The organism is Pseudomonas sp. KK4 (genome assembly GCF_001984065.1).
GTDB lineage: Bacteria > Pseudomonadota > Gammaproteobacteria > Pseudomonadales > Pseudomonadaceae > Aquipseudomonas.
In genome coordinates this window covers 1-26,387 of sequence record NZ_LYVP01000073.1, presented here as the reverse complement: position 1 = coordinate 26,387, position 26,387 = coordinate 1, and the positions used below count along the sequence as shown (strand labels likewise).

Here is a 26,387-nt window from a genome sequence, read left to right as displayed (position 1 = left end):
GTGCTGCCCAATGGCGTGGTGATGGATTGCGGGAAGCCTGCGCTGACACCACCGACCACCACATTGATGCCGCCGATGGTCAGCGACTGCACGCCATCCAGCGCCGTGATGGTGAAGGTGCCGCTTTGGGTGAGTGCGCCAGCGTCCGGACTGCTGCCGTCGCCAAGGTTTTTCTCGTAGACAGTGAGCTCGCCACCCTCGACGTTCAGCCCATTGATGGTCACGCCATCGTCGTTGTTGTGGATGTTCAGCACCAGGTTCGCGGTGCTGCTATCACCGTCGGCATCGGTCAGGGTGTAAGTGAAGGTCTCGGTGCCGTTGCCGCCACCATGCAGGGCTTTGAAATCCGCGTCGCTGGTGTTGAGGGTGTAGGTGTAAGTACCGTTGGCGTTGAGCACCAGGGTGCCATACACCCCCACAAAAGTACCGGGCGTAATCGGCCCGGCATTTTCCCCGACCGGCACGCGATCGGCGCCTTGTATGTCGTTGGTCAGCACGTTGCCGTTGAGGGTCAGCTGGGTTTCCGAGGCCACGCCGTTGTTGTCGTCGATGGCCTTGGGCACATCGTCGGTGATGTTGACGTCCAGGGAGCCGGTGGTGGTGTCGCCGTTACTGTCCCCGGCCACCACGGTGAAATGTTCGCTGAGGGTGGTGCCGTCACCGGCCGAATGGGTCTCGCTGCCGTTGAGGGTGTAGCTGTAGCTGACCACGCCCGTGGCCGGGTTGTACCCGGTGATGGTCAGGGTGCTGCCCAACTGCGTGGTGATCGATTGCGGGAAGCCCACGGCGACACCGCCGCTGATGACGTTGATCCCGCCGATGCTCAGGCTGGTCAGCCCGTCAGGGGCGGTGACGGTGAAAGTGCCGCTCTGGGTCAGGGCCGCCGGATTGCTGGCCGAGCCGTCCGCCAGGTTGGCTTCGTTGAGGGTCAGTTCGCCCCCCGACACCGACAGCCCGCTGAGGGTCACCGGGTTATTCACAGGGGGAACCGGCGCTGTGATCACCGGCGCCTGAGCGGCGGCGTCAGGGTTGGCGTCGCCATTGAAGCGCGCCTCGGGAAACTCGGGGATGCCATTGAAACCGGCTGTCGGAAAGCCGATGGTCGGGTCGACTCGCCCGCCCACTTCCTCAAGCAGCACGAAACTGTGGCCGCCGCCCGCTGCACCGTTGGCAGGCCCGGTCGTACCCGGTCCGGCCGCCGTGGCTTCGGCGGTCTGCGTCGGGTCGTCACCGGCGGCAATGGCTTTTTGCAGTTGCTCGACGTCGCTCAGTTGCGCCTGGCTCGGCGTCACCGCTTCGTTGGTGTTCAGGTGAGGGGATTCATCGGCCAGCAACTGCGCGGTCATCTGCAGGCTGCTGCCGCGTCCGAGGGTCAGCTCCTGGCCATTTTGCAAATGCACCGCCACCGCGCCTTCAGCCCCGGTGATGAGCTGGTCGCCGGCGAACAACCGGTCGCCCTCCACCAGCGTGCGACGGGTGCCGTCGGCCGCTACCGCGAACACCTGGCCGATGACTTTACTGACGATACCGATGAGCGTTGCCATGTGCATTCCCTCCGCTGCCAACCGCTGTCGGCACTTTTTTTGTTGCGGAGAATGCTCTGTGGACGGCTTTGCGGGTTCACCCGGACGGATCGTCTGCCGGTCAGCGATTACCTGAAGTCAATCGCTGACCCGGCGGCGATCTTGCCCGGGTATGTAGCCCGCGAGCGTTGTCTACGACGCAGATAAATCCCTTTGCAATCAATGGCATCGGAACTCACTGCTGGACAACGTGCCCTGCGGGCGATGCGTAACGATTCTGAATCACTCAAGTGACAAAAATTTGTCACCCAGAACCGCTTCGCTTCCCTCCCCTCCAGCACTTCTCCGCTCTATGTCGATAAGTGGATTGGAACTTTTCCCAAACCCTGATGAGCGCCCTAAAGCTCATAAATCAAGGGCTTCGCAACTGAACAATGTGCTGGATTTTGCGGAGCGCATAAGTTTTTTTCGGCATAAGTCTTATGAGAAAAGCTTCTTAGGTTCTCTCCAGAATGTTCTTAGCTCTTCTGTAAAACGCGTGAAACGCTTTACCTATAAATGTCGTCAAATAATTGGCGACTGATAAAGCACCATCAGGACTCCAGGGAGATGCACCATGTGCCGTTTAACCCCCCTCTGCGCCGCAGTTTTATTGGCCATGGCCTGCACACACCAGGCTCAGGCCATGTCCTTGACCGAAGCGATACAGAGCACGATCGCCACTCACCCGGAACTGGCCTCGCGGGTGGACAGCCGTCTGTCGGCTGACGAAGACGTGAAGGTCGCCAAGGGGGGCTTCTATCCATCGGTCGACCTCAACGCGGCTTACGGGCGCGGCTACAGCGATAACACCAACACCCGGGCGTTCGGCAATCACCACACGGAAATCCTCAACTACACCCAGTCGGAGCTGCGCCTGCGGCAGATGCTGTTCGACGGCTTCAACACCGCCAACGAAGTCGAACGTACCAAGGGTGTGGTCAACTCCCGGGCCTATTACGCCCAGGGCACTGCGCAGGACCTGGCCTTGCGCACCACCGAGGTTTACCTCGAAGTGCTCAAGCGTCGCGAACTGGTGACTCTGGCCAAGAACAACCTGCAGGCGCATTTGCGGGTCAACGACCAGATCGGCCTGCGGACCCAGCGCGGCATCGGCAGCAACGCCGACTCCGACCAGTCCACCGCTCGTCGGGCGCTGGCGGAAAACAACCTCGATACCGCCGAAGTGGATCTGGCGGATGCCGAGTCGAACTTCGCCGCCGTGGTCGGGCGCCTGCCCGATGAGCTGGAAGCACCGCCTTCGATTCGCGGCGAAGTGCCGGCGTCCCTGCAGGAAGCCCAGCAGAGCATGGTGGACAACAACCCCTACCTGAAATCGGCCCAGGCCGACGTGCAATCGGCCGAGAGCCAGTACGAAGTCGCCAAGTCGCCGTTCTACCCGCGCTTCGACGCCGAAGCCGCGGTGGGCGCCAACAACAACATCGCCGGCGAAGAAGGGCACGACAACGAATGGCGCGTGGGCGTGGTGATGAACTACAACCTGTTCCGCGGCGGCAGCGACAAGGCACGGCTGCAATCGGACGCGCACAAGATCAACCAGGCGATGGACATCCGCAACAATGCCCTGCGCCAGCTCAACGAGAACATCCACCTGGCCTGGAACGCCATGGTCAACGCCAAGAAACAAACCCCCACTGCCCGTGAGTACGCCGACACCAGCCGCCGCGTGCGCGTGGCCTATCAGGACCAGTTCGGCCTGGGTCAACGTACCCTGCTCGACCTGCTGGACAGCGAAAACGAACTGTACAACGCCAACCGTCGCTACACCGAAGTGCGCTACACCGAGGAATATTCGATGTACCGTGTACTGGCGAACATGGGTCAGTTGCTGAGCAAACAGCGGGTGGTGCTGCCCGCCGATGCGATCGCCCAGACCGAAGTGAAAAACGAAGCGCGTTTGCCTGAACTGAAGTAGTGCACGGGAGCGACAATGTGACGAGCATGGAACCCGGCAACACCGGTGTCGATCCGCGCCTGAGCTTCGATGACCCGCTTCTGGACGGTCTGTTGATCCTCTGCAAACTCCACGGCGCGACGGTCAGTCGCGCCAGCCTCAGTGCCGGGCTGCCTATGGCACACCAACGCCTGAGCCTGGACCTGCTGCCCCGCGCAGCGGCCCGGGCCGGTCTGCAGGCGCGCCTGCTGCGCCGCGACCTCAAGGACATTTCCCCGCTCAACCTGCCGGTGTTGCTGCTGCTCAACAATGGCCGCACCGCCGTGCTGCGGCGCATCGGCGAGGACGGCCGAGTACTGATCCTGCCCAGCGAAGCCGACGGCGGCGAACAATGGATCAAGCCTGAAGAACTGGCCGAACACTACAGCGGCCAGGCCCTGTTCGCCCGGCCCCGGCATGAACTCGAAGACCTGCGCTCGCCCCTGGTGCCGCGAGTGCAAGCGTGGTTTCGCGACACCCTGAAGCTGTCTAAATGGCTGTATGGCGATGCGATCCTGGCGAGTTTCCTGATCAACCTGCTGGGGCTGATGGTGCCGTTGTTCGTGATGCAGACCTACGACCGCGTGGTGCCGAACCAGGCGACTTCGACCCTGTGGGTGTTGTCCATCGGCTTGCTGATCGGCACCGGTTTCGAACTGGTGCTGCGGGTGGTGCGCGCACATCTGCTGGACACCGCTGGCAAGAAAACCGACGTGATCCTCTCCGCGACCCTGTTCGAGCGCATCACCGGCATGGCGATGAAGGCGCGGCCGGCAACCATCGGTGGCTTTGCCCAGAGCATCCATGACTTCCAGGGCCTGCGTGAATTTCTCACCGCCGTGACCCTGACCAGCCTGATCGATCTGCCCTTCGCCCTGTTGATGCTGGTGGTGATCGGTTTGCTCGGTGGCTGGCTGGTGGTGATCCCGGTGCTGGCGTTCCCAATCACCATCATTTTCGCCATGGTGATTCAGGCGCGGCTGCGCGACACCGTGCAGAAAAGCCTGAGCCTGGGCGCCGAACGCCAGGCCCTGCTGATCGAAACCCTCGGCGGCCTCGAAACGCTCAAGGCCTGCAGCGCCGAAAGCGAGCGCCAGCACAAATGGGAAAGCACCCACGGCGCCCTCACCCGCCTCGATAGCCACGCCCGCAACCTGGCAGCGCTGGCGACCAACGGCACCCTGTTCATCCAGCAGTTTTCCGGCATGGCGACCATCGTCGCCGGGGTCTACAGCATCATTGCCGGCAACCTGAGCGTGGGGGCGCTGGTGGCGACCTACATGCTGGGCAGCCGCGTGCTGGCGCCCCTGGGGCAGATCGCCGGGTTGATCACCCGCTATCAGCAAGCACAACTGACCATGAAAAGCACCGACGCCCTGATGTCGCTGCCCCAGGAGCGCGACGCCCGGCAACGGCCGCTGGAACGCACGCAGCTGCAAGGCGCGCTGGATGTGGTGGGCGTGACCTTCCACTACAACGGCCAGAACGCCCCGGCGCTGGCCAATGTCAGCTTCAGCGTCAAACCCGGCGAACGGATCGGCATCATCGGCCGCAGCGGCTCGGGCAAAAGTACCCTGGGTCGATTGGTGATGGGCTTTTACGAACCGGAGGAAGGCCAGTTGCTGCTCGATGGCCTGGACCTGCGGCAACTGGACGTCGCCGACCTGCGCCATCAGATCGGTTATGTCGCCCACGACCTGCCGCTGCTGGCCGGCAGCCTGCGCGACAACCTGACCCTGGGCGCGCGCTACATCAGCGATTCGCGCATGCTGGAAGTGGCGGAATTGACCGGTGTCACCGAACTGGCACGGCAACATCCGCAGGGCTTCGACCGCCCCGTGGGCGAGCGCGGGCAATTGCTTTCCGGCGGTCAACGCCAAGCCGTGTTGCTGGCCCGGGCCTTGCTGCTGGACCCGCCGATCATGCTGCTCGATGAACCCACCAGCGCCATGGACAACAGCAGCGAAGATGTCCTGCGGCAAAAGCTCCACGGCTGGGTCCAGGGCAAGACCGTGCTGCTGGTCACCCACCGCACCTCGATGCTCAGCCTGGTGGATCGGCTGGTGGTGCTGGATAACGGACGGATCGTCGCCGACGGCCCGAAAGAAGCGGTTATCGATGCACTGCGCAAGGGCCGCGTCGGCTCTGCGGCCGTCTAGGAGCAGCCCATGTCCGCCGATCAAGGTTCAAGAGGCTACTTCAACAGTTTCAACAAAAGCGCTGAAGTCGAGTTCATGCCGGAAACCGCCGGTGCCTCGCTGCAGGATACGCCGCGCTGGTCGCGCATCACCGTGTGGCTGGCGGCGGCGCTGTTGATCAGTGCGCTGGTGTGGGCCAAGTTCGCGGTGTTGCAGGAAGTGACCATGGGCGAAGGCAAGGCGATTCCATCGAGCAAGGTGCAGGTGATCCAGAACCTCGAGGGCGGCATCGTCACCGAAATCTTCGTGCGCGAAGGCCAGATGGTGAACAAGGGCGACACCCTGCTGCGCCTGGATGACACCCGCTACCTGTCGAACAAGGGCGAGAGCGAGGCTGATCGGTATGCGCTGACGGCGCAGGTGGAACGGCTGTCGGCAGAGGCCGAAGGCCGCCCCTTCAAACTGTCGGATGAAGTGATCGCCAAGGCGCCGCAAGTGGCCGAAGACGAGCGCTCGCTGTATGAACAACGGCAACGGCGGCTGGCCAGCGAACAGCGCACGCTGACCGAACAGCTTCGGCAAAAAACCCAGGAGCTGGCGGAGTTCCGCTCCAAGGCCGGGCAGTACGGATCAAGCCTGGCGTTGGTCAATCAGGAGATGGCCATGTCCGAGCCTTTGGTCAAGACCGGCGCGGTTTCACCGGTGGAGATCCTGCGGCTCAAGCGCAGCGCGGTGGAGATTCGCGGCTCGCTGAACGCCACCACCCTGGCGATCCCCCGGGCGGAATCGGCGATTGCCGAGATCCGCAGCAAGATCGACGAGTCGGAGCAAAGCTTCCGCTCGGACGCCGCCAAGGAACTGAATGAGAAACGCACTGACCTGTCGAAAATCACCGCCTCGAGCATTGCCATCGACGACCGCGTGACCCGCACTACGGTAGTGTCGCCGGTCAAGGGCATCATCAAGGTGCTGAAGGTCAACACCATTGGCGGCGTGGTCCAGCCGGGCAGTGACATGGTGGAAATCGTGCCGTTCGAAGACAACCTGCTGATCGAGGCCAAGGTGCGGCCACAGGATGTCGCGTTCCTGCATCCGGGGCAGAAAGCCATGGTCAAGTTCAGTGCCTACGATTACACGATCTACGGCGGCCTGAGCGCCAAACTGGAACTGATCGGCGCCGACACCATCACCGATGACAAGGGCAACAGCTTCTACCTGATCCAGGTGCGCACCGATAAAAACCATTTGGGCGGGGACGTGAAACCGCTGCTGATCATCCCGGGGATGGTGGCGACGGTGGACATCATTACCGGGGAGAAAACGGTGCTGGATTACCTGCTTAAACCGGTGTTGAAGGCGCGGACTGAGGCGATGCGCGAGCGTTAGGCAGTCTGCTAGAACCTCTGTGATTGATAGGGCCTCTTCGCGAGCAAGCCCGCTCCCACAGTGTTTTGTAGTGTTCACATGATTTGTGTACGACACCTATCCCTGTGGGAGCGGGCTTGCTCGCGAAGGGGCCGGCAGATTCAGCGACTACTTCTGCCCATGATTACGCTGGAAAGTCTCCTGCCCCATCGCCGCAATCTGCCCCTCGATCAACGCCTCGAACGGTTTCAACAAAGGCTCGAAACTGACAGGCGCTTCAAGCACCTGCAACGCCTGCACTATTGCCTCCACCGTCGACAACGCCCCCGGTCCCGGAGCCTTGCGCAACCGGTATCGGGACACGCCACCTTCCGCCAAAGTCACCCTGGGCAACGCCGCCAGCAGCGGATTGAGGTGCAGCATCTTGCGCGCCTTGCGCCAGGTGCCGTCCGGTACCACCAGCAGCAGCGGCTCTTCGGTTGCGTCGTACGCGTGCATCGGCTGCGCATCGTCGCCCGGAAACAACAGCCGTGCCCGATACCCCGGTTGATTCAACAGCCGCGGCAAGTCCTCGAACACTTCGCCGACGATCAACTCGGCATTGGTCAAGCCCAGGGCCGCCAGCCGCGCGGTGTTCAATGCGTGGTTCACCTCGCTCGGATGCTGCAGCAGCAACACCCGGGTGCGGCTGTCGAGGCTGGGGATCAGCGGGCACAGGCAATGGCTTTGCGGACGCAGGCAACGGGGGCACTGGATTCTGGACATGTCGTTCACGCCTGGTTCAGTTGTGCTTTGAGCAGATCACGAAAGGTCTGGATCAGCGGCTCGCGGCTGCGGCCCCGACGCACAATCATCGAGAACGGCGCCTGATAGCCGAAGGTGGCCGGCAACAGCACGCGCAAGTCGCCCTTGTCGGCCCAGGCCTGGGCATAGTGCTCCGGCAGGTAGCCGATGTAGGCCCCGGACAGCACCAGGATCAGCTGCGCCTCCATACTCTCCACCGTCGCCGCGCTGTGCTTGAAGCCGTGGCGGGCCAGTTCGGCCTGGCTCCAGTAGCCGCGCCCGACCATGCGCTGCTGGGTAATGACCTGTTCGGGAATGCGCCGCTCGTTGAACAGCGGGTGGCGCGTGCTGCAGTACAACCAGTGCTGCTCGCGGTACAGCGGCATGTACACCAGGCCGCTCATGCGCGTGGAAAACGCGCCGATGGCCAGGTCCAGGCGGTTGTCCTGCACGCCCAGTTGCAATTCGTAGGGGCTCATGACCGACAAGTGCAGGTGCACCGCCGGGTGTTCCTGGCTGTAGGCGCCGATGGCTTCGGCGAACGGCAAGGCCTTGTCGCTGACCGTGGAGTCGATCACCCCCAGGTTCAGCGTGCCGCGCAGTTCGCCCTTGAGCGCGGCGGCGTATTGCTCGAAACCTTCCAGCTCGCCCAACAGACGCAGGGTTTCCTGGTGGAATAATTCGCCCTTGCTGGTCAGGCTGAACCCGCCCCGGCCACGATGGCACAGCACCAGGCCCAGCGCCGATTCGAGCTGGCTCATGTAGGTGCTGATGGCCGAGGTCGAGAGGTTGAGCTCTTGCTGGGCGTTGGCGAATCCCTGATGGCGCACCACGCTGACGAAGATGCGCAATAGTTTCAGGTCGGGTAAAGCGTTGGCCATGGGGGCTCCAGAGAAATTCAGCCACCTCCCTGTAGGAGCTGCCGAAGGCTGCGATCTTTTGATCCTGATCGTTGAAGATCAAAAGATCGCAGCCTTCGGCAGCTCCTACAGGGATGTTCGTAGGGGTGGAAGTCTATCTCCGCGCCTGCCATTAGTTTAGAAAAATCTGAACTAAGTATTTGCGCGTAGCGATTCTTTCCGGCCACTACCTTTCGCAGAATCGGCCCAAAGCGGTGCCCGTGTCTCCCCGACCGGCGTGACCGACATAAATAAAACAACGACGATGAGGCCCTACCCGTGGACAAGATTCTTCACCAACCACTGGGCGGCAATGAAATGCCGCGCTTCGGCGGCATCGCCACCATGCTGCGACTCCCCCATGTACCGACCGCTGCCGGCCTGGACGCTGCCTTCGTTGGCGTGCCCCTGGACATCGGTACTTCCCTGCGCCCCGGCACCCGCTTCGGGCCGCGTGACATCCGCGCCGAATCGGTGATGATCCGCCCGTACAACATGGCCACCGGTGCCGCGCCGTTCGACTCGCTGTCGGTGGCCGACATCGGCGATGTGGCGATCAACACCTTCAATCTGCTGGATGCCGTACGGATCATCGAAGAATCCTACGACAACATCCTCGAACATGACGTGATCCCGCTGACCCTGGGCGGCGACCACACCATCACCCTGCCGATCCTGCGTGCCATCCACAAAAAGCACGGCAAGGTCGGCCTGGTACACATCGACGCCCACGCCGATGTGAACGATCACATGTTCGGCGAGAAAATCGCCCACGGCACCACCTTCCGTCGCGCCGTCGAAGAAGGCCTGATCGACCCGGACCGCGTCGTACAGATCGGTCTGCGTGCCCAGGGCTACACCGCCGACGACTTCAACTGGAGCCGCAACCAGGGCTTCCGTGTGGTCCAGGCCGAAGAGTGCTGGCACAAATCCCTGGCCCCGCTGATGGCCGAAGTCCGCGAGAAAGTCGGCGGCGGTCCGGTATACCTGAGCTTCGACATCGACGGCATCGACCCGGCCTGGGCCCCTGGCACCGGCACCCCGGAAATCGGCGGCCTGACCACCATCCAGGCAATCGAGATCGTCCGTGGTTGCCAGGGCCTCGACCTGATCGGTTGCGATCTGGTAGAAGTCTCGCCCGCTTACGACACCACCGGTAACACCTCGCTGCTGGCCGCCAACCTGCTGTACGAAATGCTCTGCGTACTGCCAGGCGTGGTTCATCGCTGAGGATCGGTCATGAACGAACGTGATCAGGTTCTGAAAGCGGCCGCCGACCTGGTGTCCGCCTTCGCCCGTAACGATCGCGAAGCCTACTTCGGCGCGTTCAGCGCCGATGCCAGCTTCGTCTTCTACACCCTCGAACAGCCGTTGCTGTCGCGCGATGCCTACCAGGCGTTGTGGGACAGCTGGCGTGCCGAGGATGGCTTCGAGGTGCTCTCGTGCACCTCGAGCAACGCTTTCGTCAGCCTGCAGGGTGACGTGGCGATTTTCATCCATGACGTGGCCACCGAGCTGCGCATGCAAGGGGAGCAACACTTCAGCCAGGAGCGCGAGACGATTGTTTTCAAGAAACAAGCGTCTGGCCAAGAACAACAAGGCCTGTGGCTGGCCTGTCACGAACATTTGTCCGCAATGCCGGAAGGGCTGCCAACCCCTTAGCCAAACAGGTGACGCTCACACACGATGAGCGCGCCTTTATGATCGGAGCAGATCATGAATAACAACAACAACGACCAAAGCCTTACGCAGATTGAAACCCACGGGGTCGAACAGATCCCGGACAACGAACGCACCGCAGGCCCGACGGATTTGTTCCGGATGATCTTCGGTGGTTCCAACACCTTTGCCACCGCCGTGCTCGGCAGTTTCCCGGTGCTGTTCGGCCTGTCTTTCCAGGCGGGCGTCTGGGCGATTGTGCTGGGCGTGTTGCTCGGTTCGCTGATCCTGGCGCCGATGGGCCTGTTCGGGCCGATCAACGGCACCAACAACGCCGTGTCTTCCGGTGCACACTTCGGCGTGCACGGGCGCATCGTTGGCTCGTTCCTGTCGCTGTTGACCGCCATCGCCTTCTTCTCGCTCTCGGTGTGGAGTTCGGGTGATGCGCTGATCGGCGGCGCCAAGCGCTTGATCGGCCTGCCGGAAACCGACCTGACCCTGGGCCTGGCCTACGGTCTGTTCGCGATCCTGGTGCTGACGGTGTGCATCTATGGCTTCCGCTTTTTGCTGTGGGTCAACAAGATCGCGGTGTGGAGCGCCAGCCTGCTGTTCCTGCTGGGCATTTTCGCCTTCGCCGGACCTTTCGATGTGAACTACGCCGGCACCGTGAACATGGGGCAACCGGGGTTCTGGGCGGCGTTCATCGGCGCTGCGCTGGTGGCCATGAGCAACCCGATTTCCTTCGGTGCGTTCCTGGGTGACTGGTCGCGCTACATCCCGCGTGAGACCTCCAAGCGCCGCATCATGGCGGCGGTGGTGATCTCGCAGATCGCGACCTTCATTCCGTTCCTGTTCGGCCTGACCACCGCGACCATCGTAGCGATCAAGGCACCGGACTACATCGCGGCCAACAACTACGTGGGCGGGCTGCTGGCGGTATCGCCGAGCTGGTTCTTCCTGCCGGTGTGCCTGATTGCGGTGATCGGCGGCATGTCCACCGGCACCACGTCGCTGTATGGCACCGGGCTGGACATGTCCAGCGTGTTCCCGCGGGTGCTGTCGCGGGTCAAGGCGACGTTGCTGATCGGCGTGCTGTCGATTGCCTTCATCTTCATCGGTCGCTTCGCGGCGAACCTGGTGCAGAGCGTATCGACCTTCGCGGTGCTGATCATCACCTGCACCACCCCGTGGATGGTGATCATGATCATCGGCCTGCTGGTGCGTCGCGGCTTCTATTGCCCGGATGACCTGCAGGTATTCACCCGCGGTGAGAAAGGTGGGCGCTACTGGTTCACCCACGGCTGGAACTGGCGTGGCCTGGGTGCATGGATCCCGAGTGCGGCCGTCGGCCTGTGCTTCGTGAACCTGCCGGGGCAATTCGTCGGACCGCTGGGCAATCTGGCTGACGGTATCGACATCAGTTTGCCGGTGACCCTGGGCCTGGCCTCGGTGGTGTACCTGGTGCTGCTGAGCCTGTTCCCGGAAACGAGCGCGGTGTACGGCCCGAATGACTCACGCAGCAAGGGCAAGGATTCGCTCGCAAAACCGGCGATGCGACAAGTCGCCTGATAAACGCTTTACCTGTGGGAGCGGGCTTGCTCGCGAAAGCGGTCTGTCAGTCACATCGATGTTGAATGTGCCGTCCTCTTCGCGAGCAAGCCCGCTCCCACACGGGATTGATACTTAGCCTCACATAAAAAAGACAATCGGAGACACGCCATCATGGCTTTGGATTTATTCGTCGTACTCATCTACGCCGCCGCGATGCTGATACTGGGCTACTACGGCATGCGCAAGGCCAAGACCAACGAAGACTTTTTGGTCGCCGGTCGTAACCTCGGCCCGAGCCTGTACATGGGCACCATGGCGGCCACGGTCCTGGGTGGCGCGTCCACCGTGGGCACCGTGCGTCTGGGCTACGTGCATGGCATCTCCGGCTTCTGGCTCTGCGCCGCACTGGGTTGCGGGATCGTGGCGCTGAACCTGTTCCTGGCCAAACCGCTGTTGAAACTGAAGATCTACACCGTGACCCAGGTGCTGGAAAAGCGCTACAACCCGATGGCTCGCTCCGCGAGCGCGGTGATCATGCTGGCGTACGCGCTGATGATCGGCGTGACCTCGATCCTGGCGATCGGCACCGTACTGCAAGTGCTGTTCGGTCTGCCGTTCTGGGTCTCGGTACTGCTCGGGGGTGGCGTGGTGGTGATCTACTCGGCCATCGGCGGCATGTGGTCGCTGACCCTGACCGACATCGTCCAGTTCGTGATCAAGACCGTTGGCCTGATGTTCATCCTGCTGCCGATCTGTATGTACCGCGTGGGCGGCTGGGATGAGTTGGTGTTGAAACTGCCGGCGGCAAGCTTCAGCTTCACCACCATCGGTTGGGACACCATCATCACCTACTTCATGATCTACTTCTTCGGCATCCTGATCGGTCAGGACATCTGGCAACGGGTGTTCACCGTCAAGACCGCCAAAGTGGCTCAGGTGGCCGGCACCGCCGCCGGTATCTACTGCATCATCTACGGCCTGGCCTGTGCCCTGATCGGCATGGCCGCTCACGTGCTGATCCCGGACCTGGACAACGTCAACAACGCGTTCGCCGCCATCGTCAAACTGTCCCTGCCGGACGGTATCCGTGGCCTGGTGATCGCCGCGGCCCTGGCCGCCATGATGTCCACCGCCAGCGCCGGCCTGCTCGCCGCCGCGACCACCCTGACCGAAGACCTGCTGCCGAAACTGCGTGGCGGCAAGGCCTCGAGCCTGGGTCTGAACCGTGTCGTCACCCTGTTGACCGGTGTGGTGGTCCTGGGCATCGCCCTGGTGGTCAACGACGTGATCAGCGCTCTGACCCTGGCCTACAACCTGTTGGTGGGCGGCATGCTGATCCCGCTGATCGGTGCGATCTTCTGGAAACGCGCGACCACCGCCGGCGCCATCGCCAGCATGGGCATGGGTTTCGCCACGGCCCTGCTGTTCATGGTCAAGGACGGTCTGGATGCCAACACCCCGATCTACTACAGCCTGGCCGTAGGCCTGGTGAGTTTCGTGGTGATCAGCCTGATGTCCCGTCGCCCGGCGACCCTGGCAAGCGCGGCCTAAGCTGAACATAACGACTTGATGCTTTCTTCGACGGGTGTGGCGTCGGTTGCCACACCCGTTTTTTTTCGTCTGGAGAAAACTGTTGATGAAGATTGTTTCTCGCGACCAGTGGTTCGAGGTCAAACCGCTCAGCGATGGCATCCGCCTGATCCATGAGCCGTACATTCGCCCCTTCTACCGCTGCAACCTGTGGCACATTCAGGGCCGCGACAAAGACCTGCTGCTGGACAGCGGTTCCGGGCTGGTCAGCCTGCGCGAACAATTGCCGTGGATCACCGAGCGGCCGCTGGTGGCGGTGGCCAGTCATTGCCATTTCGATCACATTGCCGGGCATCACGAATTCGCCGAACGCCTGGTGCACCCCGCCGAAGCGCAGATCCTCGCCGCGCCGGACGGCGAGAACGATTTGAGTCGGGCGTTTGTCGGTGACGAGATGTTCGAGGCCCATCCTGACTGTCCATTGTGCTACGCCGAATATCGGGTCAAGGCGGCGCCGGCCACCGGCACGATCGAAGAAGGCGATGTGCTGGACCTGGGCAACCGGGTGCTGCAGGTGCTGCACACCCCGGGACATTCGCCGGGCGGTATCAGCCTGTACGAGGCGGCGACCGAAACCCTGTTCAGCGGCGACATCATCTACGACGGGCCGTTGATCGAAGATGCCTACCACTCCGATCTCGATGACTATGCCAAGAGTCTGCAACGCCTGCGCGCCTTGCCGATCCGCACGGTGCATGGCGGGCACTTCGGCAGTTTTTCCGGGGAACGCCTGCGCAACATGATTGACGAGTGGCAACGCTCACACGGCTGAAGCCTGCTGTACTGATTTGCAGGAGCCCCCGCAGGGACAGCGCCACTCACGCCCTCGAAGAATCATCATGAAAAGAGCCGCCGTCCGCGCCGCCGTGCACAGTTTCATCAGCCGCCTGCTGGAGGGTCGAGATGACTTCGACGACAACGCCAGCCTGGCGCAGTTGGGACTGGATACGGCCGATATCGAGGATTTGATCTTCCATCTGGAAGACGAGCTGGGTTTGACGGCGTTTACCGCCGAAGAAGACCGGATGCTCAAATCGGCCAGGACGGCGAATGATTTGAGTCGGTTTTTGATGGAGATTGGGCGGCATTGATGAAAGCGAACACGCTTTGCGTGGCAAGGGAGCTTGCTCCCGCCCAAGGACAAAGCCCTTGCAAAACATGTCAACGCGCAAGAATTGAAACAATTTGATCCAGAGGGGCCGCTTCGCGGCCCAGCGGGAGCAAGCTCCCTCGCCACAAAAGCTGTCTGGAGACTAAAACTCTGCCAGCTCGGAAAGCCCCTCGTCTGCAGTCGGCAGGCCTTACCTGCGACGTTGCTGACGTCGACGTTGTTCGTCGTCGGTGCGAATAGGCACAGGTTGCAGAGGCGGTTCGATCAAACCGAGCGCGACACCCAGGTCATGCAGCCAGTTTTGGATTTTCTCTTTCATGATGCCCCCTTCAGGGTAGTGCCGAGCGACCCTAATTCTGTAGCCGCTTCGAACTGATAATAGTCCGAAGTCCTGAGCAATGCTCGCCCAAAGTGGCAATGATCTGTTACTGAATCGATCACAATCGGCAACATTAAATCATGCAATCGCTTCTATCTGGCGCTGTGCCGACGGAAAGACTGCCTGCTGCTCCTCGATCCATGCGTTCAGGTTGGCCCCGACCATGCCTTTGCGCCACATCAGCCAGGTGGTTGCGCTGGCGAAAGGCTCCGGCAGCGGGTGGACCGCCACGCTTTCACGGCCCGGCAGGCTGGCGAGCATCGACTCTGGAATCAGGGCTACACCGGAGCCAGCGATCACGCAGGCCAGCATCCCCGGGTAGGACTCGATCTCCATCGCCCGGCCCATGGCCGCCTGGTCATGGGAAAACCACGATTCCAGGCGCATCCGGTACGAACAGCCCTGACGAAAGGTGAACACCGAACGCCCTTCCACATCCCGGGCGCTGAGCACCGGCGGGTGGTCGGCTTCGCTGATCAGCACCAGCCGTTCCTCGCACAGCAGCACGCCATCGATTACCGCCAGCTCCGGCGGGCCGTCCACCAGCGCCGCGTCGAGGCGGCCGGTCAGGATGCCCTCGAGCAGCTCGCCGCTGGGCCCGGACTGCACCTGCAGGTTCACCGCCGGGTACCGCCGGTGATAGCGCGCCAGCAGCGCCGGCAGGTGAATGGCGGCAGTGCTGTACATGGTGCCCAGCACGAAGTCCCCGGCCGGTTGCCCGCCCTGGACCGCCGCGTGGGCCTCATCGTGCAGGGCGAACAGTTTGGCGGTGTAGTCCAGCAGGACTTTTCCCGCAGGCGACAACTGCAAGCGCTGACGCTCACGAACGAACAGTTCGACGCCCAACTGTTCTTCAAGTTGTTTAAGCCGGGTCGACAGGTTGGACGGCACCCGATGCAGGCGCTCGGCGGCACGGGTGATGGACTCTTCCTGCGCCACCGCCTGGAAGATGCGCAATTGGCTGAATTCCACGTCATTCTCCAAATAAGAACAAGTCACCCACTATTGTTCTTTTTAAAAGAATGTCAATCAGCCCTGCCCCAGCATCCGGCGCAAGCGGCGACGCACCCACTGTTCGGCACTGACGAAGGTGATCCCCAGCAGTACCAGTACCGCACCGATGACAAAGTTCAGGCTGAGTTTCTCACCCAGCAACACCACGCCGAAGGTCACGCCGAACAACGGCGTCATGAAGGAGAACACCGCCAGATTGGCCGCCAGGTAACGGCGCAGCAGCCAGAACCACACCAGGTAGCTGAAGAACGACACCACCACGCCCTGGAACAGCACGCTGGTCACCATCACGCCGGTCAGGCTGACGTGGGTGATCTGGCCGCTGAGCAAGGCGATCAGCAACAGGCCGACGAAGCCGACAATCAATTGATAGAACAGGGTCAGGGTCACCGGCGCTTCCGACAGTCGCGAGGCCCGCACCACCACCGTGGTCGCGCCCCAAGCGGCACCGGCCAATACGCCCAGGGCATCGCCCATCAGCATGCGTCGGTCGAGATTGTCCCAGGACACCCCGCCGGCAAACGCGATGCCGATGCCGATGAACGCCAGCATGATCCCCAGCCATTGCACCGGCCTCAAGCGCTCACTGGGCAACAGCCAATGCACGCCCAACGCCGTGAAAATCGGCGCGGTGTAGAGGAACACCGACATGTGCGCCGCCGTCGTCAGTTGCAGGCCTTCGGAGATGAAGAAGAACTCGAGCCCAAACAAGGCGCCGGCCAACAGGCCACCGCGCCAGGTGTTGCCCACCTGGTCCCAGCCGCCCTTCCAGCAGATCAGCAAGCCCACCAGCAACGAAGAAATGCCTGAACGCGCGGCCGCCTGCATGACCGGGGCAATGTCGGGCGCCGCCCACTTGATCATCACCTGCTGCACGCCCCAGATCAGGCACAGGCCCAGCATCACTTGCAGGGCAAAACCATCGGTGCTGCGCCGTGTGGCGCTCACTTGAAGATCTCGACAGCGACAAAAAACATGGCAGGCACTCGACAGTCAAAACAAAGCCCCGGCCTGCCCGTTGAACACGCGCTGGCGGGGCGAAAAATAATGCTGTCGATTATTAACCAGATGGCCAGAAAATGCCGCTTGTCAGAGACCTTTAAGTGCCCGCCTGCGTCATCCGGCCGTGGCCAGCGCGACCGGTCGCTGCGCCTGTTCACGGCGGGCGAGCATGAAGAACAGCACGCCGCCCAGGAAGCAGCCGGTGAACCAGGCAAAGTTGGCCATCGGTTGCAGCACCGGGGTGAAGGTGATCGCCACGCCCATCAACGTTGCCGGCACCAGGGCCTTGACCGCCGTCCAGTTGACCCCGCCGTTGTAGTAGTAGCGCCCGCTCGGGCTGTCATCGAACAGCGCATCGACGTCGATCTGCTGTTTTTTGATCAGGTAGAAATCCACCAGCAAAATGCCGAACAGCGGACCGATGAAGGCCGCCAGTACATCCAGGGTGTAGTGGATCACTTCCGGGTTGTTGAACAGGTTCCACGGGGTGATGAAGATCGAAGCGACCGCCGCGATCATGCCCCCGGCGCGCCAGCTGATTTTGCTCGGGGCGACGTTGGCGAAGTCGAAGGCCGGCGACACGAAGTTGGCGACGATGTTGATGCCGATGGTGGCGGTGACAAAGGCGAATGCGCCAAGCAACACGGCCACGCTGTTGTCGATCCGTGCCACGGTGGCAATCGGGTCGTGGAGCATTTCGCCGAACACCGGCAAGGTGCCCGAGACAATCACCACGGTGACCAGGGAGAACGCCAGAAAATTCACCGGCAGGCCCCAGAAATTGCCGCGGCGCACGTCAGACATGCTCCGGCAGTAACGGCTGAAATCACCGAAATTCAGGGTGGGCCCGGAAAAGTACGACACCACCAGCGCCATCGCGACGATCACCTGTCCGAACGCTTCCCAGCCCGAGAGGGATTTTTCCGCGAGGGTGAAGCTGATGTTGCTCCAGCCGGCCTGCCAGACAATCCACCCGGCGAGCATGAACATCACGCCGTAGACCACCGGCCCGGCCCAGTCGATGAAGCGCCGGATCGACTCCATGCCAGCCCAGAACACCAGCGCCTGAACCAGCCACAGGCTGAGGAAACCGAACCAGCCCAGGTAAGACAAACCGGCGAAATGCGGCTCGGCGTACACCGCCATGGACGGGAAGAAACGCAGCACCACAATGATCAGCGCACTGGACGCCAGGTACGTCTGGATGCCGTACCAGGCCACCGCGATCAGCCCGCGGATGACCGCAGGAATATTCGCCCCGAACACCCCGAACGCCAGCCGGCAGATCACCGGGTACGGCACCGCCGCCTGCTGGCTCGGCCTGGCCACCAGGTTGGCGATCAGCTGCACGATGCAGATGCCGCCGAGCAAGGCGATCAACACCTGCCAACTGGCCAGCCCAAGGGCGAACAGGCTGGCAGCGAATACATAACCGCCGACGCTGTGCACGTCACTCATCCAGAACGCGAAGATGTTGTACCAATTCCATTTTTGCGGCAGCGGTCCCAGATCCTGGTTGTACAAGCGCGGGCTGTAGCCGTTGGGCAATTGCTCGGTCATTCGCGGAGCTCCTCGAAAGCGCCCCCGGACCCGTGTGACGCGCACACTGCGTACGGGAGACGACATTGTTTGTATACGAGTTGCTAGGCAGAATGCGTGCCATGCACCGCAAAGGTGTGACAGATCAAGGTTTTCGAAGGTTTATCGAGGTGTCAAAGGCGCATACAGGCGGCCGCCAATGCCCATGAACAGGGCATTGGCGCCTGCAAACGGTGCACAGTCTTTGTATACATGGGAAAGGGTGACGGCTACGCAGTCAACCGATTGCAGCGTCGCTGCCACACCTCGTCGTGTGGCAGCGCTGCAGACGCCAACACCGAATGGCGTTGGCGAACCAGGGATTCAGCTCAGTTCGATACGATCGGCGTGAATGACAATCTGGCCGTTCTTGTACAGCGCACCGATAGCCTTCTTGAAGTTGCCCTTACTCACGCCAAACATGCTGCTGATCAGCGTCGGGTCGCTCTTGTCGCTGACGGGCAGCGTGCCGTTGTTCTCGCGCAACTTGGCAAGAATCTTGGCGTTCAGGCTGGTGGCCGCTTCCTGACCGACCGGTTGCAGGCTCAGGCTGATCTTGCCATCGGCGCGCACTTCCTTGATGAAGCCTTTTTCTTCTTTGCCCGCGCGCATGAACTTGAAGATTTCGTTCTTGTGAATCAGGCCCCAGTGCTTGTTGTTGATGATCGCCTTGAAGCCCATGTCGGTGGCTTCGGCCACCAGCAGGTCAACTTCCTGGCCCGGGGTGTAGTTGGCCGGGGTCTTGTCCAGGTAGCGGTCCAGGCGTGCCGTCGCGGTGATGCGGCGGGTGTGCTTGTCGAGGTAGACGTGGACGACGACGTATTCACCGGCCGTCATCTGACGCTTCTCTTCCGAATACGGCAGCAACAGATCCTTCGGCAGGCCCCAATCGAGGAACACGCCAATGCTGTTGACTTCAACAACTTTCAAACTGGCGAATTCACCTACTTGAACTTTCGGCTTTTCGGTAGTTGCGATAAGTTTGTCATCGCTGTCCAGATAAACAAATACGTTTAGCCAGTCTTCATCTTCGCTGGGAATATCTTTTGGAATATAACGATTAGGCAAAAGAATTTCGCCATCCGCGCCACCGTCCAGATATAAACCGAAGTTAGTGTGTTTAACCACTTGCAAACTGTTGTAACGCCCGACTAAAGCCATGTCCAATACCCTCATTGCGTGGGCGGCATTCTACCCGTTTTTGCCGGCCGCGTTTGGCAGCCCGCTGCGGTGGCGCTGGAAAATCCCTTGAAGGCCTCGATTTTCGCGGTTTTTGCCGGCCCCATCGGCCACTCGTCAGACGGCTTCCTTGGCTTTCGTCACTGCCATCGGGACCGGAAATGATTTTACTGACCGCCCTGTTTTTATTTAAAACAGCGACTTAGGGGAGTTTTTCAACTATTTAATGCGTCTTTTATCCCGCCCCTCGGTCAATTATCCGGGGGATATTAGGCAAGCAAAGGCTGGCTAATTCCTGTACGATGCCTGGCCAAGTTAATTTTCTACAGGTTAATGGCCGCCATGCGCGTAAAAGCATCCACCAGCAAAGCAAAGCCAGCTCCAGCCGTTGAAACCAGCGAATCGATCAACAACCAGATCGCTGCGTTCCTCAAATCCGGCGGTGAAATCCAGCAAATTGCCAAGGGCGTCAGCGGCCAGACGTTCGGCCCGTCCAAGCAGATCACCCTCGGCAAAAAGTAAGACGTTCGCCTCATCTGGTCCACAGGCGCTTTGAACTTCGAAGCGCTTGGGCTGGATCCCCCCGCTCGAACCTCAAACATCCCCTCCTGACTCTCCAATTTTGCAAAAATCGACGAACGGGCTTCGATGCCAATCATTCGCCGGTATGCTTGCACGCGTCTAGATCAAGCGTTTCCAGTCAACAAGGCTGCAGCCGCTGTTCAAGGAGCGACGCATGCCCCACTCCTCTCGCTTATTACTACTGCTCACCAGCTTCTTGGCCTGCTCGGTGGCCCAGGCGCAAATCTTTCAGCGTGAACTGGGTGATTTCGATCTCAAACTGGGCACCAGCCCCAGCCGCAGCATGGCCCAGGGCCTGGTCAAACCTTCCGCCGTCGGCTCGTTCCATGGCGGTCTGGACCTCAGTCACGACAGCGGCTTCTACGTTGGCCAATGGTCGCCCAGCATGGGCATCAGTCCAGGCAGCAACTTCGAGATCGATTCCTACGCGGGCTTTAAACACCCCTTCGACCAGACACTCGGCTATGAAGTCGGTGTCATCCATTACAGCTATCCCGAAGTGGAGACGCTCGACAGCCAGGAACTGTTCGGCGGCCTGACCCTGTACGGCAGCCGTTTCGGCGCCGCATTGAGCAACGACCCGGACAAGCGCAACAGCACGCTGTTCGCCGACCTGGGCGGCAACCCGCCTTTCGGCATCGGCATCAGCATGAAGTACACCACCCACCGGTTGATCACACCGGTGGCGGTGGACGATGGCTATGTCGGCAGTTTTACCGATTGGTCGGTGAAACTGTCCCGGCCCTTCATGGGCATCGATCTCAATCTGATCTACAGCGACTCCAGCCTCAGCGGCAGCGATTGCTCGGCCTACTCCGGGCACAACAGCCAGTGCGACGGGCTGGTCACGCTCAAGGCCGAACGCGCCTTCTATTGATCGGCTGAACTGCCGCACTCATTCTGCGTTCAGATAAGCATCAGTTCCCCGAAGCCAGGCTTTCGCAAGGATTCGCCCATGTCGCGCTGGTTAACCCACATCGCCTTTGTGCTCACCATCACCCTGGCCCTCGGCGCGTGCAGCCGTATGGGGCTGGCCTACCGCAACCTCGACGTCATCATTCCCTGGACCTTAAGCGATTACCTGGACATGAACGGCGAGCAGAAAGGCTGGCTCAACGAGCGTCTCAAGGAACACCTGAGCTGGCACTGCTCGACGCAAATGCCGGGCTACCTCGACTGGCTCGATCGATTGAAGACCATGGTGGCGAGCAACCAGGTGACAGACGCCGCCCTGCAGGCGCGCACCGAAGAAGCCGAACAGGCCATTGCCGAAACCGCCAAGGAGATCACCCCCTCGGCGGTCGAGTTGCTGCAGGGTCTGGATGACAAACAGGTGGCGGAAATGAACGACGCCTTCGCCAAGGACCAGCGCAAGCGCCAGGAGGAATACCTTAAGCCCTCCCTCGATCAGCAGATCAAGGAACGCACCGAGCGCATGCAAAAACGTTTGAACGACTGGTTGGGCCCGCTCAATGCAGCCCAGCAACAGCGGGTCGTGGCCTGGTCCAACGCCTTGGGTGACCAGAACACTCAGTGGCTGGCCAACCGCGTTCATTGGCAGAAGCAGTTCAGTGCGGCCGTGGCGCAGCGTCAGAGCCCCGAGTTCCCACGACGGATCGAGACGCTCTTGGTGAACCGTGAGCGTCTATGGACCCCGGAATACAAGCAAGCCTTCGCCAAGACCGAAGCCCAGGCGCGCTCGTTGTTCGTGGACTTGATGGCAGAAAGCACCCCGACGCAACGGCAGAAGTTGCTGACGAAAATAGAAGGGGTGAAGAAGGACTTCGGTGATTTGAAATGCCTGAAGGGTGCCAAGCAGGGCTAACGGGCATACGTAGAACCCTGTGGGAGCGGGCTTGCTCGCGAAAGCGGTGGTTCAGTCGACATTGATTGTGCCTGACAGTCCGCATTCGCGAGCAAGCCCGCTCCCACAAAGGTATTGCGGTACGCCTCAGGCAATCTGCGCCTTGGACGCCACTTCATCGAACGTCAGTTCGTCCAGCGCATCTTCCTGCTCATCGAGCACCTGCCGCGGGTGGTCATTACCCGGGATACTGCTGTCGATCATGCTCAACAAGCTGGAACCCCGTGCGGTGAGAATGTAATTGGACCCCGTGCCACCCTGCTCTTGCGGCCGAGGCTCGATGTAGCCCCGCGTCAACAACAGCTTTTCATATTCACCGGCGACGGCCTTGAGATGGTCGAGGTTTTCAGTCTCCTCGCCTTCGGTGGCTTTCTGCGCAGCGTACTGTTCGGCATAGGGCCGTGGCGTAAAGCTGGCTTCACCGTGTTGCACTTCGTGCAGCAAGCGCTCAATCAAATCCCAGTTATAAGTCGTCATCCTGATTCAACCTCCGGTGGCCGTCAGTAAGTGGGCCTTCATAGGTTGTGACCGGCGCCGTCGGTAGCCGTTCAGCTTGGCATTTGGCCCTGACCGACCGGCGGCATGTCGAATTGCCCAGGGGCCAAACGACTAGGCTGTGTAAGTCACCTCCCAGCCCCACGCAGGAGAAATCGTCATGAACCTTCAGAATCATCCCGTCGTGTCCCGGGAAGAATGGCTCGCCGCCCGCCTGCAGCACCTGGCCCACGAAAAAGCCTTCACCAAGGAACGCGACCGCCTCAGCGCCGAACGCCGCGCCCTGCCCTGGGTGAAAGTCGACAAGGACTATCGCTTCCAGGGCCCCCAGGGCGCACTCAAGCTGATTGACCTGTTTGGCGGTCGCAGCCAGTTGGTCATCTACCATTTCATGTTCGCCGAAGGCTGGGACGAGGGTTGCCCCGGCTGCTCGTTCCTGTCCGACCACATCGACGGCGCCAATCAGCACCTGGCCCATCACGACGTGGCGGTAGTGGCGGTCTCCCACGCACCGTTCGCACAATTCCAGGCCTTCAAGCGGCGCATGGGCTGGACATTCGACTGGGTGTCATCCGCCGGCTGCGATTTCAATTACGACTTTGGCGTCTCGGCCCGGGCCGAAGACGTGGCCGCTGGCAAGGCGACGTACAACTACGAAAAAACGGACGGCAGCGAAGAAGAACTCCCAGGCCTGAGCGTGTTTTATCGCAATGACGCCGGGGAGATTTTCCACACCTATTCCACCTATGCCCGGGGCCTGGACTTGCTGGTGGGCGCCTACAACTACCTTGACCTGACGCCCAAGGGGCGCAATGAAGATGAAATCATGGAGTGGGTAAGGCATCACGACAAATACGAACAGGCGCAGAAGTTAAGTTGCTGCCACAGCGAATAGGCTCACCCCAGACCCCCTGTGGGAGCGGGCTTGCTCGCGAATGCGGTGGGTCAGTCAATATCATGCCGACTGACACTGCGCATTCGCGAGCAAGCCCGCTCCCACACCAGGTTGAGGGTGTTCCTGGGGTATGCAGAGTCTGAACTTTTTCCACCTCTGACCCCTCAACCGGTTAACCCGCCTTAACCGGAACCGAGGCCTGACCGATGAAAACCCTGCTCAAGCTCACCCTCGCCGCCACCCTCGCCTGCGCCCTGCCCGTCTGGGCCTGCACGCCCGAGGAAGCCACCGCCAAGCGCGAACAACTGGCCAAGGAAGTCACCCGCCTGACCGAGCAAAACCCGGCCAAGGCCAAAGAAATCAACGATGAGTTGCAGAAGATGGACCTGGGCACTGCCGCCAAGGACTTGCCGGACAAGTGCCAGTTGATCGATCAGCGCCTCAAGGAGCTGGGCGCTGCCGAGAAGAAAACCGAGAGCTGACCGGCCTATACCTTCAGACCCAACTCCGCCGATAGCCGGGCCGTCACCCCTTTGATCAGGGGAATCAGCTCGGCCATTTTCTCCAGCGGCATATAAGGCACGGTGCTGGCGATACTGATACCCGCGACAATGCGCTTGCTGGCATCGCGGATCGGCGCCGCCACGCAGCGGATCGACGGCTCGTTGTCTTCCAGATCGAAGGCATAACCTCCTGCCACATACTCCAGCATCCGCTGTCGGAACTGCTCCCAGGACTGCTCCGGATGTTCAGGCCAGAACTGATTTTTCCCACCGGCCGGCAAGCTGATTTCGTACAGACGTTGCCATTCCTGCGGCGTGTCGTCGAGCATCAGTGCCTTGCCGATGCCAGTGCGCGCCAACGGCATGCGGTGGCCGACCCGCGAACGCATTTCTGGCCCGTTGCGCCCCGGGTTCTTGTGCAGGTACAGCACCTCGTCGCCTTCACGAATGGCCAGGTGAATGGTGTCGCCGGTCAGCGCCGACAGCTCATCCAGATACGGCCCGGCCAGGGTCACCAGCGGCAACTCTTCCCGGGCCTGAAACCCCAGTTCGATCAGCTTGGGCCCCAACAGATAGCCGACCTGCGGCACCACCCGCAGGTAACGCTCATCCACCAGGCAACTGGCCAGGCGATGGGTGGTGCTGCGAGTGGTGCCGATCAGTCGGGCGATTTCCTTCAGGTCCCGGGCGCCGCTGGCCACGGCCTGAACCACACCCAGCCCGCGTAGCAGGGTCTGGGTGCCGGTGGGGGCGGCGTCCTTGGCGATTTTTGGGGCGTCTTCCTGCATATCCAGCCTTTACCGTTGAGCGAGTGAACGGGCGGCATTATGTTCGCCCGCGTGCCAGGACTACAACTTGATACGTTCGACCTTGCCCACCAGCAAAATGTAGGAAAGCGCACCGATCAATGCCAGCACCGAGATGTAGGTAATGGCCGGCGCAAAGGAGTCACCCGTGGCGAGGAAACCGATGACGATCGGCGTGGCGATGGCTGACAGGTTGCCGATGAAGTTGAACACGCCACCGGTCAGGCCCAGCAACCGCGCCGGTGCCAGGGTCGACACCAGCGACCAGGTGATCGACGCCAGGCCGTTGCCGAAGAACGCCAACGCCAGGAAGGCAATCACCAGCGGCGTCGACTCCACGAAATTGGCGCCGATGATCGAGGTGGAAATCAGCAGGCCGCTGATGATCGGCAGCTTGCGGGCGAAACCTACGGTGTAGCCGCGACGGATCAGGAAATCGGAGAAGAACCCCGAGCACAGCACGCCCACGAAGGCCGCCAGAAACGGCAGCGATGCCAGCAGGCCGGACTTGATGAAGTCCATGCCGCGGTACTTCACCAGGTAGGTGGGGAACCAGGTCAGGAAAAACCACAGGGTCGAGTTCAGGCAGAACTGACCCAGGTAGATGCCCCAGAGCTTGCGTTTGGTCAGCACGATGCCCAGGTCGGTCCAGCTGAATTTGGCCTTGACCCTGGCTTGCTCGGACTGGATGTCCACCAGGCCGCCGCCCTCACGGATCAATTCGATTTCGGCGTCGTTGGCGCCGTTGAAATCCCGGGGTTCGCGATACACGGCGTACCAGATCGCCGCCCAGAGAATGCCCACCGCACCGGTGGCGATGAACACCATGTGCCAGCCGAATTCGTGCTGCAGCCACGCCAGGACCGGCGTCAGGAACGCCAGGCCGACAAACTGCCCGGAGGTATAGAAACCAATGGCGGTGGCCCGTTCACGCTCGGGGAACCAGGTGGTGACCACGCGACTGTTGATCGGATAGGCCGGCGCTTCCAGGGCGCCGACTGCCATACGCAGGACGAACAGTGCAATGAAGCTGGCGGCGAAGCCAAGCATCACCGTGGCCAGCGACCACAGCAGCAGTGCGACGGTGTAGAGAATGCGCGGCGGCACCCGGTCCACCAGCCAGCCCCCGGGGATCTGCATGGCGGCGTAGGTCCAGCCGAACGCCGAGAAGATCAGGCCGACATGGATCGGATCGATGCCCAGGTCGCTGGTCAGCGCCGGGGCGGCAATCGACAGGTTGCTGCGGTCCAGGTAGTTGATCACCACGGTGATGAACAGCAGGACCATGATGAAAAACCGCTTGCGGCTGGGCGTCACCAATGACGCCTGCCCGGTGAGGGTTTGCGGTTGCATGGGGAGTGCCTCTTCTTATGGTTATTGAGGTCGATGTGAAACGGATTGACTCAAATCTCCTTTGCCATGGAGATCAACTGTGGGAGCGGGCTTGCTCGCGAAAGCGGTGTGTCAGGCGACATCAA

The 26,387-nt window shown here is 61.3% G+C and carries 25 protein-coding genes; 14 read left to right on the top strand and 11 right to left on the bottom strand.

Annotated features, from left to right (window positions below):
- Positions 1–1,544 (bottom strand): retention module-containing protein (locus B0W55_RS20925; protein ID WP_139340951.1); only part of this gene is annotated, 1,544 nt, incomplete at its 3' end.
- 595 nt (positions 1,545–2,139) lie between these two features.
- Here B0W55_RS20925 and B0W55_RS20920 point away from each other — a divergent pair.
- From B0W55_RS20920 to B0W55_RS20910, 3 genes are read left to right on the top strand one after another with little or no spacing between them, the layout of a single operon-like run.
- On the top strand, positions 2,140–3,498 hold the full coding sequence (locus B0W55_RS20920; RefSeq protein ID WP_077047815.1) for a TolC family outer membrane protein: 1,359 nt from the start codon (positions 2,140–2,142) through the stop codon (positions 3,496–3,498).
- Positions 3,499–3,515: 17 nt separating this feature from the next.
- Positions 3,516–5,675 carry a type I secretion system permease/ATPase gene (locus B0W55_RS20915; protein WP_077047817.1) on the top strand — a complete coding sequence of 720 codons (2,160 nt, stop codon included), beginning with the start codon at positions 3,516–3,518 and terminating at the stop codon, positions 5,673–5,675.
- A gap of 9 nt (positions 5,676–5,684) precedes the next feature.
- A complete protein-coding gene (locus B0W55_RS20910) occupies positions 5,685–7,040 on the top strand; it encodes an HlyD family type I secretion periplasmic adaptor subunit (protein WP_077047814.1) in 1,356 nt (451 codons plus the stop codon).
- A 147-nt stretch (positions 7,041–7,187) separates the two neighbouring features.
- On the opposite strand, the gene B0W55_RS20905 is transcribed toward B0W55_RS20910, so the two are convergent.
- Together B0W55_RS20905 and B0W55_RS20900 are read right to left on the bottom strand one after the other, a co-directional pair.
- Positions 7,188–7,784, bottom strand: a complete 597-nt coding sequence (locus B0W55_RS20905; RefSeq protein ID WP_077047816.1) for a tRNA-uridine aminocarboxypropyltransferase — start codon at positions 7,782–7,784, stop codon at positions 7,188–7,190.
- Between the two features lie 5 nt (positions 7,785–7,789).
- Positions 7,790–8,683, bottom strand: a complete 894-nt coding sequence (locus B0W55_RS20900) for a LysR family transcriptional regulator (protein WP_007984914.1) — start codon at positions 8,681–8,683, stop codon at positions 7,790–7,792.
- Between the two features lie 297 nt (positions 8,684–8,980).
- Here B0W55_RS20900 and speB point away from each other — a divergent pair, with 297 nt between their 5' ends.
- From speB to B0W55_RS20870, 6 genes are all read left to right on the top strand, one after another.
- On the top strand, positions 8,981–9,931 hold the full coding sequence (gene speB / locus B0W55_RS20895) for an agmatinase (protein WP_056853080.1): 951 nt from the start codon (positions 8,981–8,983) through the stop codon (positions 9,929–9,931).
- Positions 9,932–9,940: 9 nt separating this feature from the next.
- Positions 9,941–10,363, top strand: coding sequence for a nuclear transport factor 2 family protein (locus B0W55_RS20890; RefSeq protein ID WP_077047813.1), 423 nt, complete (start codon positions 9,941–9,943; stop codon positions 10,361–10,363).
- Positions 10,364–10,417: 54 nt separating this feature from the next.
- Positions 10,418–11,929, top strand: coding sequence for a cytosine permease (locus B0W55_RS20885; protein ID WP_077047812.1), 1,512 nt, complete (start codon positions 10,418–10,420; stop codon positions 11,927–11,929).
- A gap of 153 nt (positions 11,930–12,082) precedes the next feature.
- Positions 12,083–13,462, top strand: coding sequence for a sodium:solute symporter (locus B0W55_RS20880; protein WP_077047811.1), 1,380 nt, complete (start codon positions 12,083–12,085; stop codon positions 13,460–13,462).
- A gap of 85 nt (positions 13,463–13,547) precedes the next feature.
- A complete protein-coding gene (locus B0W55_RS20875; protein WP_077047810.1) occupies positions 13,548–14,273 on the top strand; it encodes an MBL fold metallo-hydrolase in 726 nt (241 codons plus the stop codon).
- A 67-nt stretch (positions 14,274–14,340) separates the two neighbouring features.
- Complete coding sequence (locus B0W55_RS20870; protein WP_077047809.1) at positions 14,341–14,592, top strand: phosphopantetheine-containing protein; 252 nt, start codon at positions 14,341–14,343, stop codon at positions 14,590–14,592.
- 210 nt (positions 14,593–14,802) lie between these two features.
- On the opposite strand, the gene B0W55_RS31230 is transcribed toward B0W55_RS20870, so the two are convergent.
- The 5 genes from B0W55_RS31230 to B0W55_RS20850 form a co-directional block, all read right to left on the bottom strand.
- On the bottom strand, positions 14,803–14,931 hold the full coding sequence (locus tag B0W55_RS31230; RefSeq protein ID WP_007914492.1) for a PA1414 family protein: 129 nt from the start codon (positions 14,929–14,931) through the stop codon (positions 14,803–14,805).
- 138 nt (positions 14,932–15,069) lie between these two features.
- Positions 15,070–15,963, bottom strand: a complete 894-nt coding sequence (locus B0W55_RS20865; RefSeq protein ID WP_077047808.1) for a LysR family transcriptional regulator — start codon at positions 15,961–15,963, stop codon at positions 15,070–15,072.
- A gap of 57 nt (positions 15,964–16,020) precedes the next feature.
- Entirely contained in the window at positions 16,021–16,953 is a 933-nt protein-coding gene (locus B0W55_RS20860; RefSeq protein ID WP_077047807.1) for a DMT family transporter, read from the bottom strand.
- A 168-nt stretch (positions 16,954–17,121) separates the two neighbouring features.
- The gene (locus B0W55_RS20855) at positions 17,122–18,567 is read right to left on the bottom strand and encodes an NCS1 family nucleobase:cation symporter-1 (protein ID WP_077047806.1); all 1,446 of its coding nucleotides are present in this window, start codon (positions 18,565–18,567) and stop codon (positions 17,122–17,124) included.
- Between the two features lie 342 nt (positions 18,568–18,909).
- Positions 18,910–19,746, bottom strand: a complete 837-nt coding sequence (locus tag B0W55_RS20850) for a S1 RNA-binding domain-containing protein (protein WP_077047805.1) — start codon at positions 19,744–19,746, stop codon at positions 18,910–18,912.
- A 351-nt stretch (positions 19,747–20,097) separates the two neighbouring features.
- Between B0W55_RS20850 and B0W55_RS20845 the strand changes: the two genes are divergently transcribed.
- The 3 genes from B0W55_RS20845 to B0W55_RS20835 all read left to right on the top strand — a co-directional run bounded on the left by B0W55_RS20845 (position 20,098) and on the right by B0W55_RS20835 (position 22,171).
- Complete coding sequence (locus B0W55_RS20845; RefSeq protein WP_028621608.1) at positions 20,098–20,286, top strand: hypothetical protein; 189 nt, start codon at positions 20,098–20,100, stop codon at positions 20,284–20,286.
- Positions 20,287–20,500: 214 nt separating this feature from the next.
- A complete protein-coding gene (locus B0W55_RS20840; protein ID WP_077047804.1) occupies positions 20,501–21,223 on the top strand; it encodes a TorF family putative porin in 723 nt (240 codons plus the stop codon).
- 78 nt (positions 21,224–21,301) lie between these two features.
- Complete coding sequence (locus tag B0W55_RS20835) at positions 21,302–22,171, top strand: DUF6279 family lipoprotein (protein WP_077047803.1); 870 nt, start codon at positions 21,302–21,304, stop codon at positions 22,169–22,171.
- A gap of 126 nt (positions 22,172–22,297) precedes the next feature.
- Here B0W55_RS20835 and B0W55_RS20830 read toward each other — a convergent pair whose 3' ends face one another.
- Complete coding sequence (locus tag B0W55_RS20830; RefSeq protein ID WP_077047802.1) at positions 22,298–22,687, bottom strand: transcriptional regulator; 390 nt, start codon at positions 22,685–22,687, stop codon at positions 22,298–22,300.
- Positions 22,688–22,865: 178 nt separating this feature from the next.
- Between B0W55_RS20830 and B0W55_RS20825 the strand changes: the two genes are divergently transcribed.
- Both B0W55_RS20825 and B0W55_RS20820 read left to right on the top strand, forming a co-directional pair.
- Positions 22,866–23,600, top strand: a complete 735-nt coding sequence (locus B0W55_RS20825; protein WP_077047801.1) for a thioredoxin family protein — start codon at positions 22,866–22,868, stop codon at positions 23,598–23,600.
- A gap of 206 nt (positions 23,601–23,806) precedes the next feature.
- Positions 23,807–24,082, top strand: a complete 276-nt coding sequence (locus B0W55_RS20820) for a hypothetical protein (RefSeq protein ID WP_077047800.1) — start codon at positions 23,807–23,809, stop codon at positions 24,080–24,082.
- Between the two features lie 5 nt (positions 24,083–24,087).
- On the opposite strand, the gene B0W55_RS20815 is transcribed toward B0W55_RS20820, so the two are convergent.
- Both B0W55_RS20815 and B0W55_RS20810 read right to left on the bottom strand, forming a co-directional pair.
- Positions 24,088–24,891, bottom strand: coding sequence for an IclR family transcriptional regulator (locus tag B0W55_RS20815; protein WP_077047799.1), 804 nt, complete (start codon positions 24,889–24,891; stop codon positions 24,088–24,090).
- Positions 24,892–24,951: 60 nt separating this feature from the next.
- Positions 24,952–26,262 (bottom strand): MFS transporter, encoded by a 1,311-nt coding sequence (locus B0W55_RS20810; RefSeq protein WP_077047798.1) that lies wholly within the window; start codon positions 26,260–26,262, stop codon positions 24,952–24,954.
- Positions 26,263–26,387: the final 125 nt, after the last annotated feature.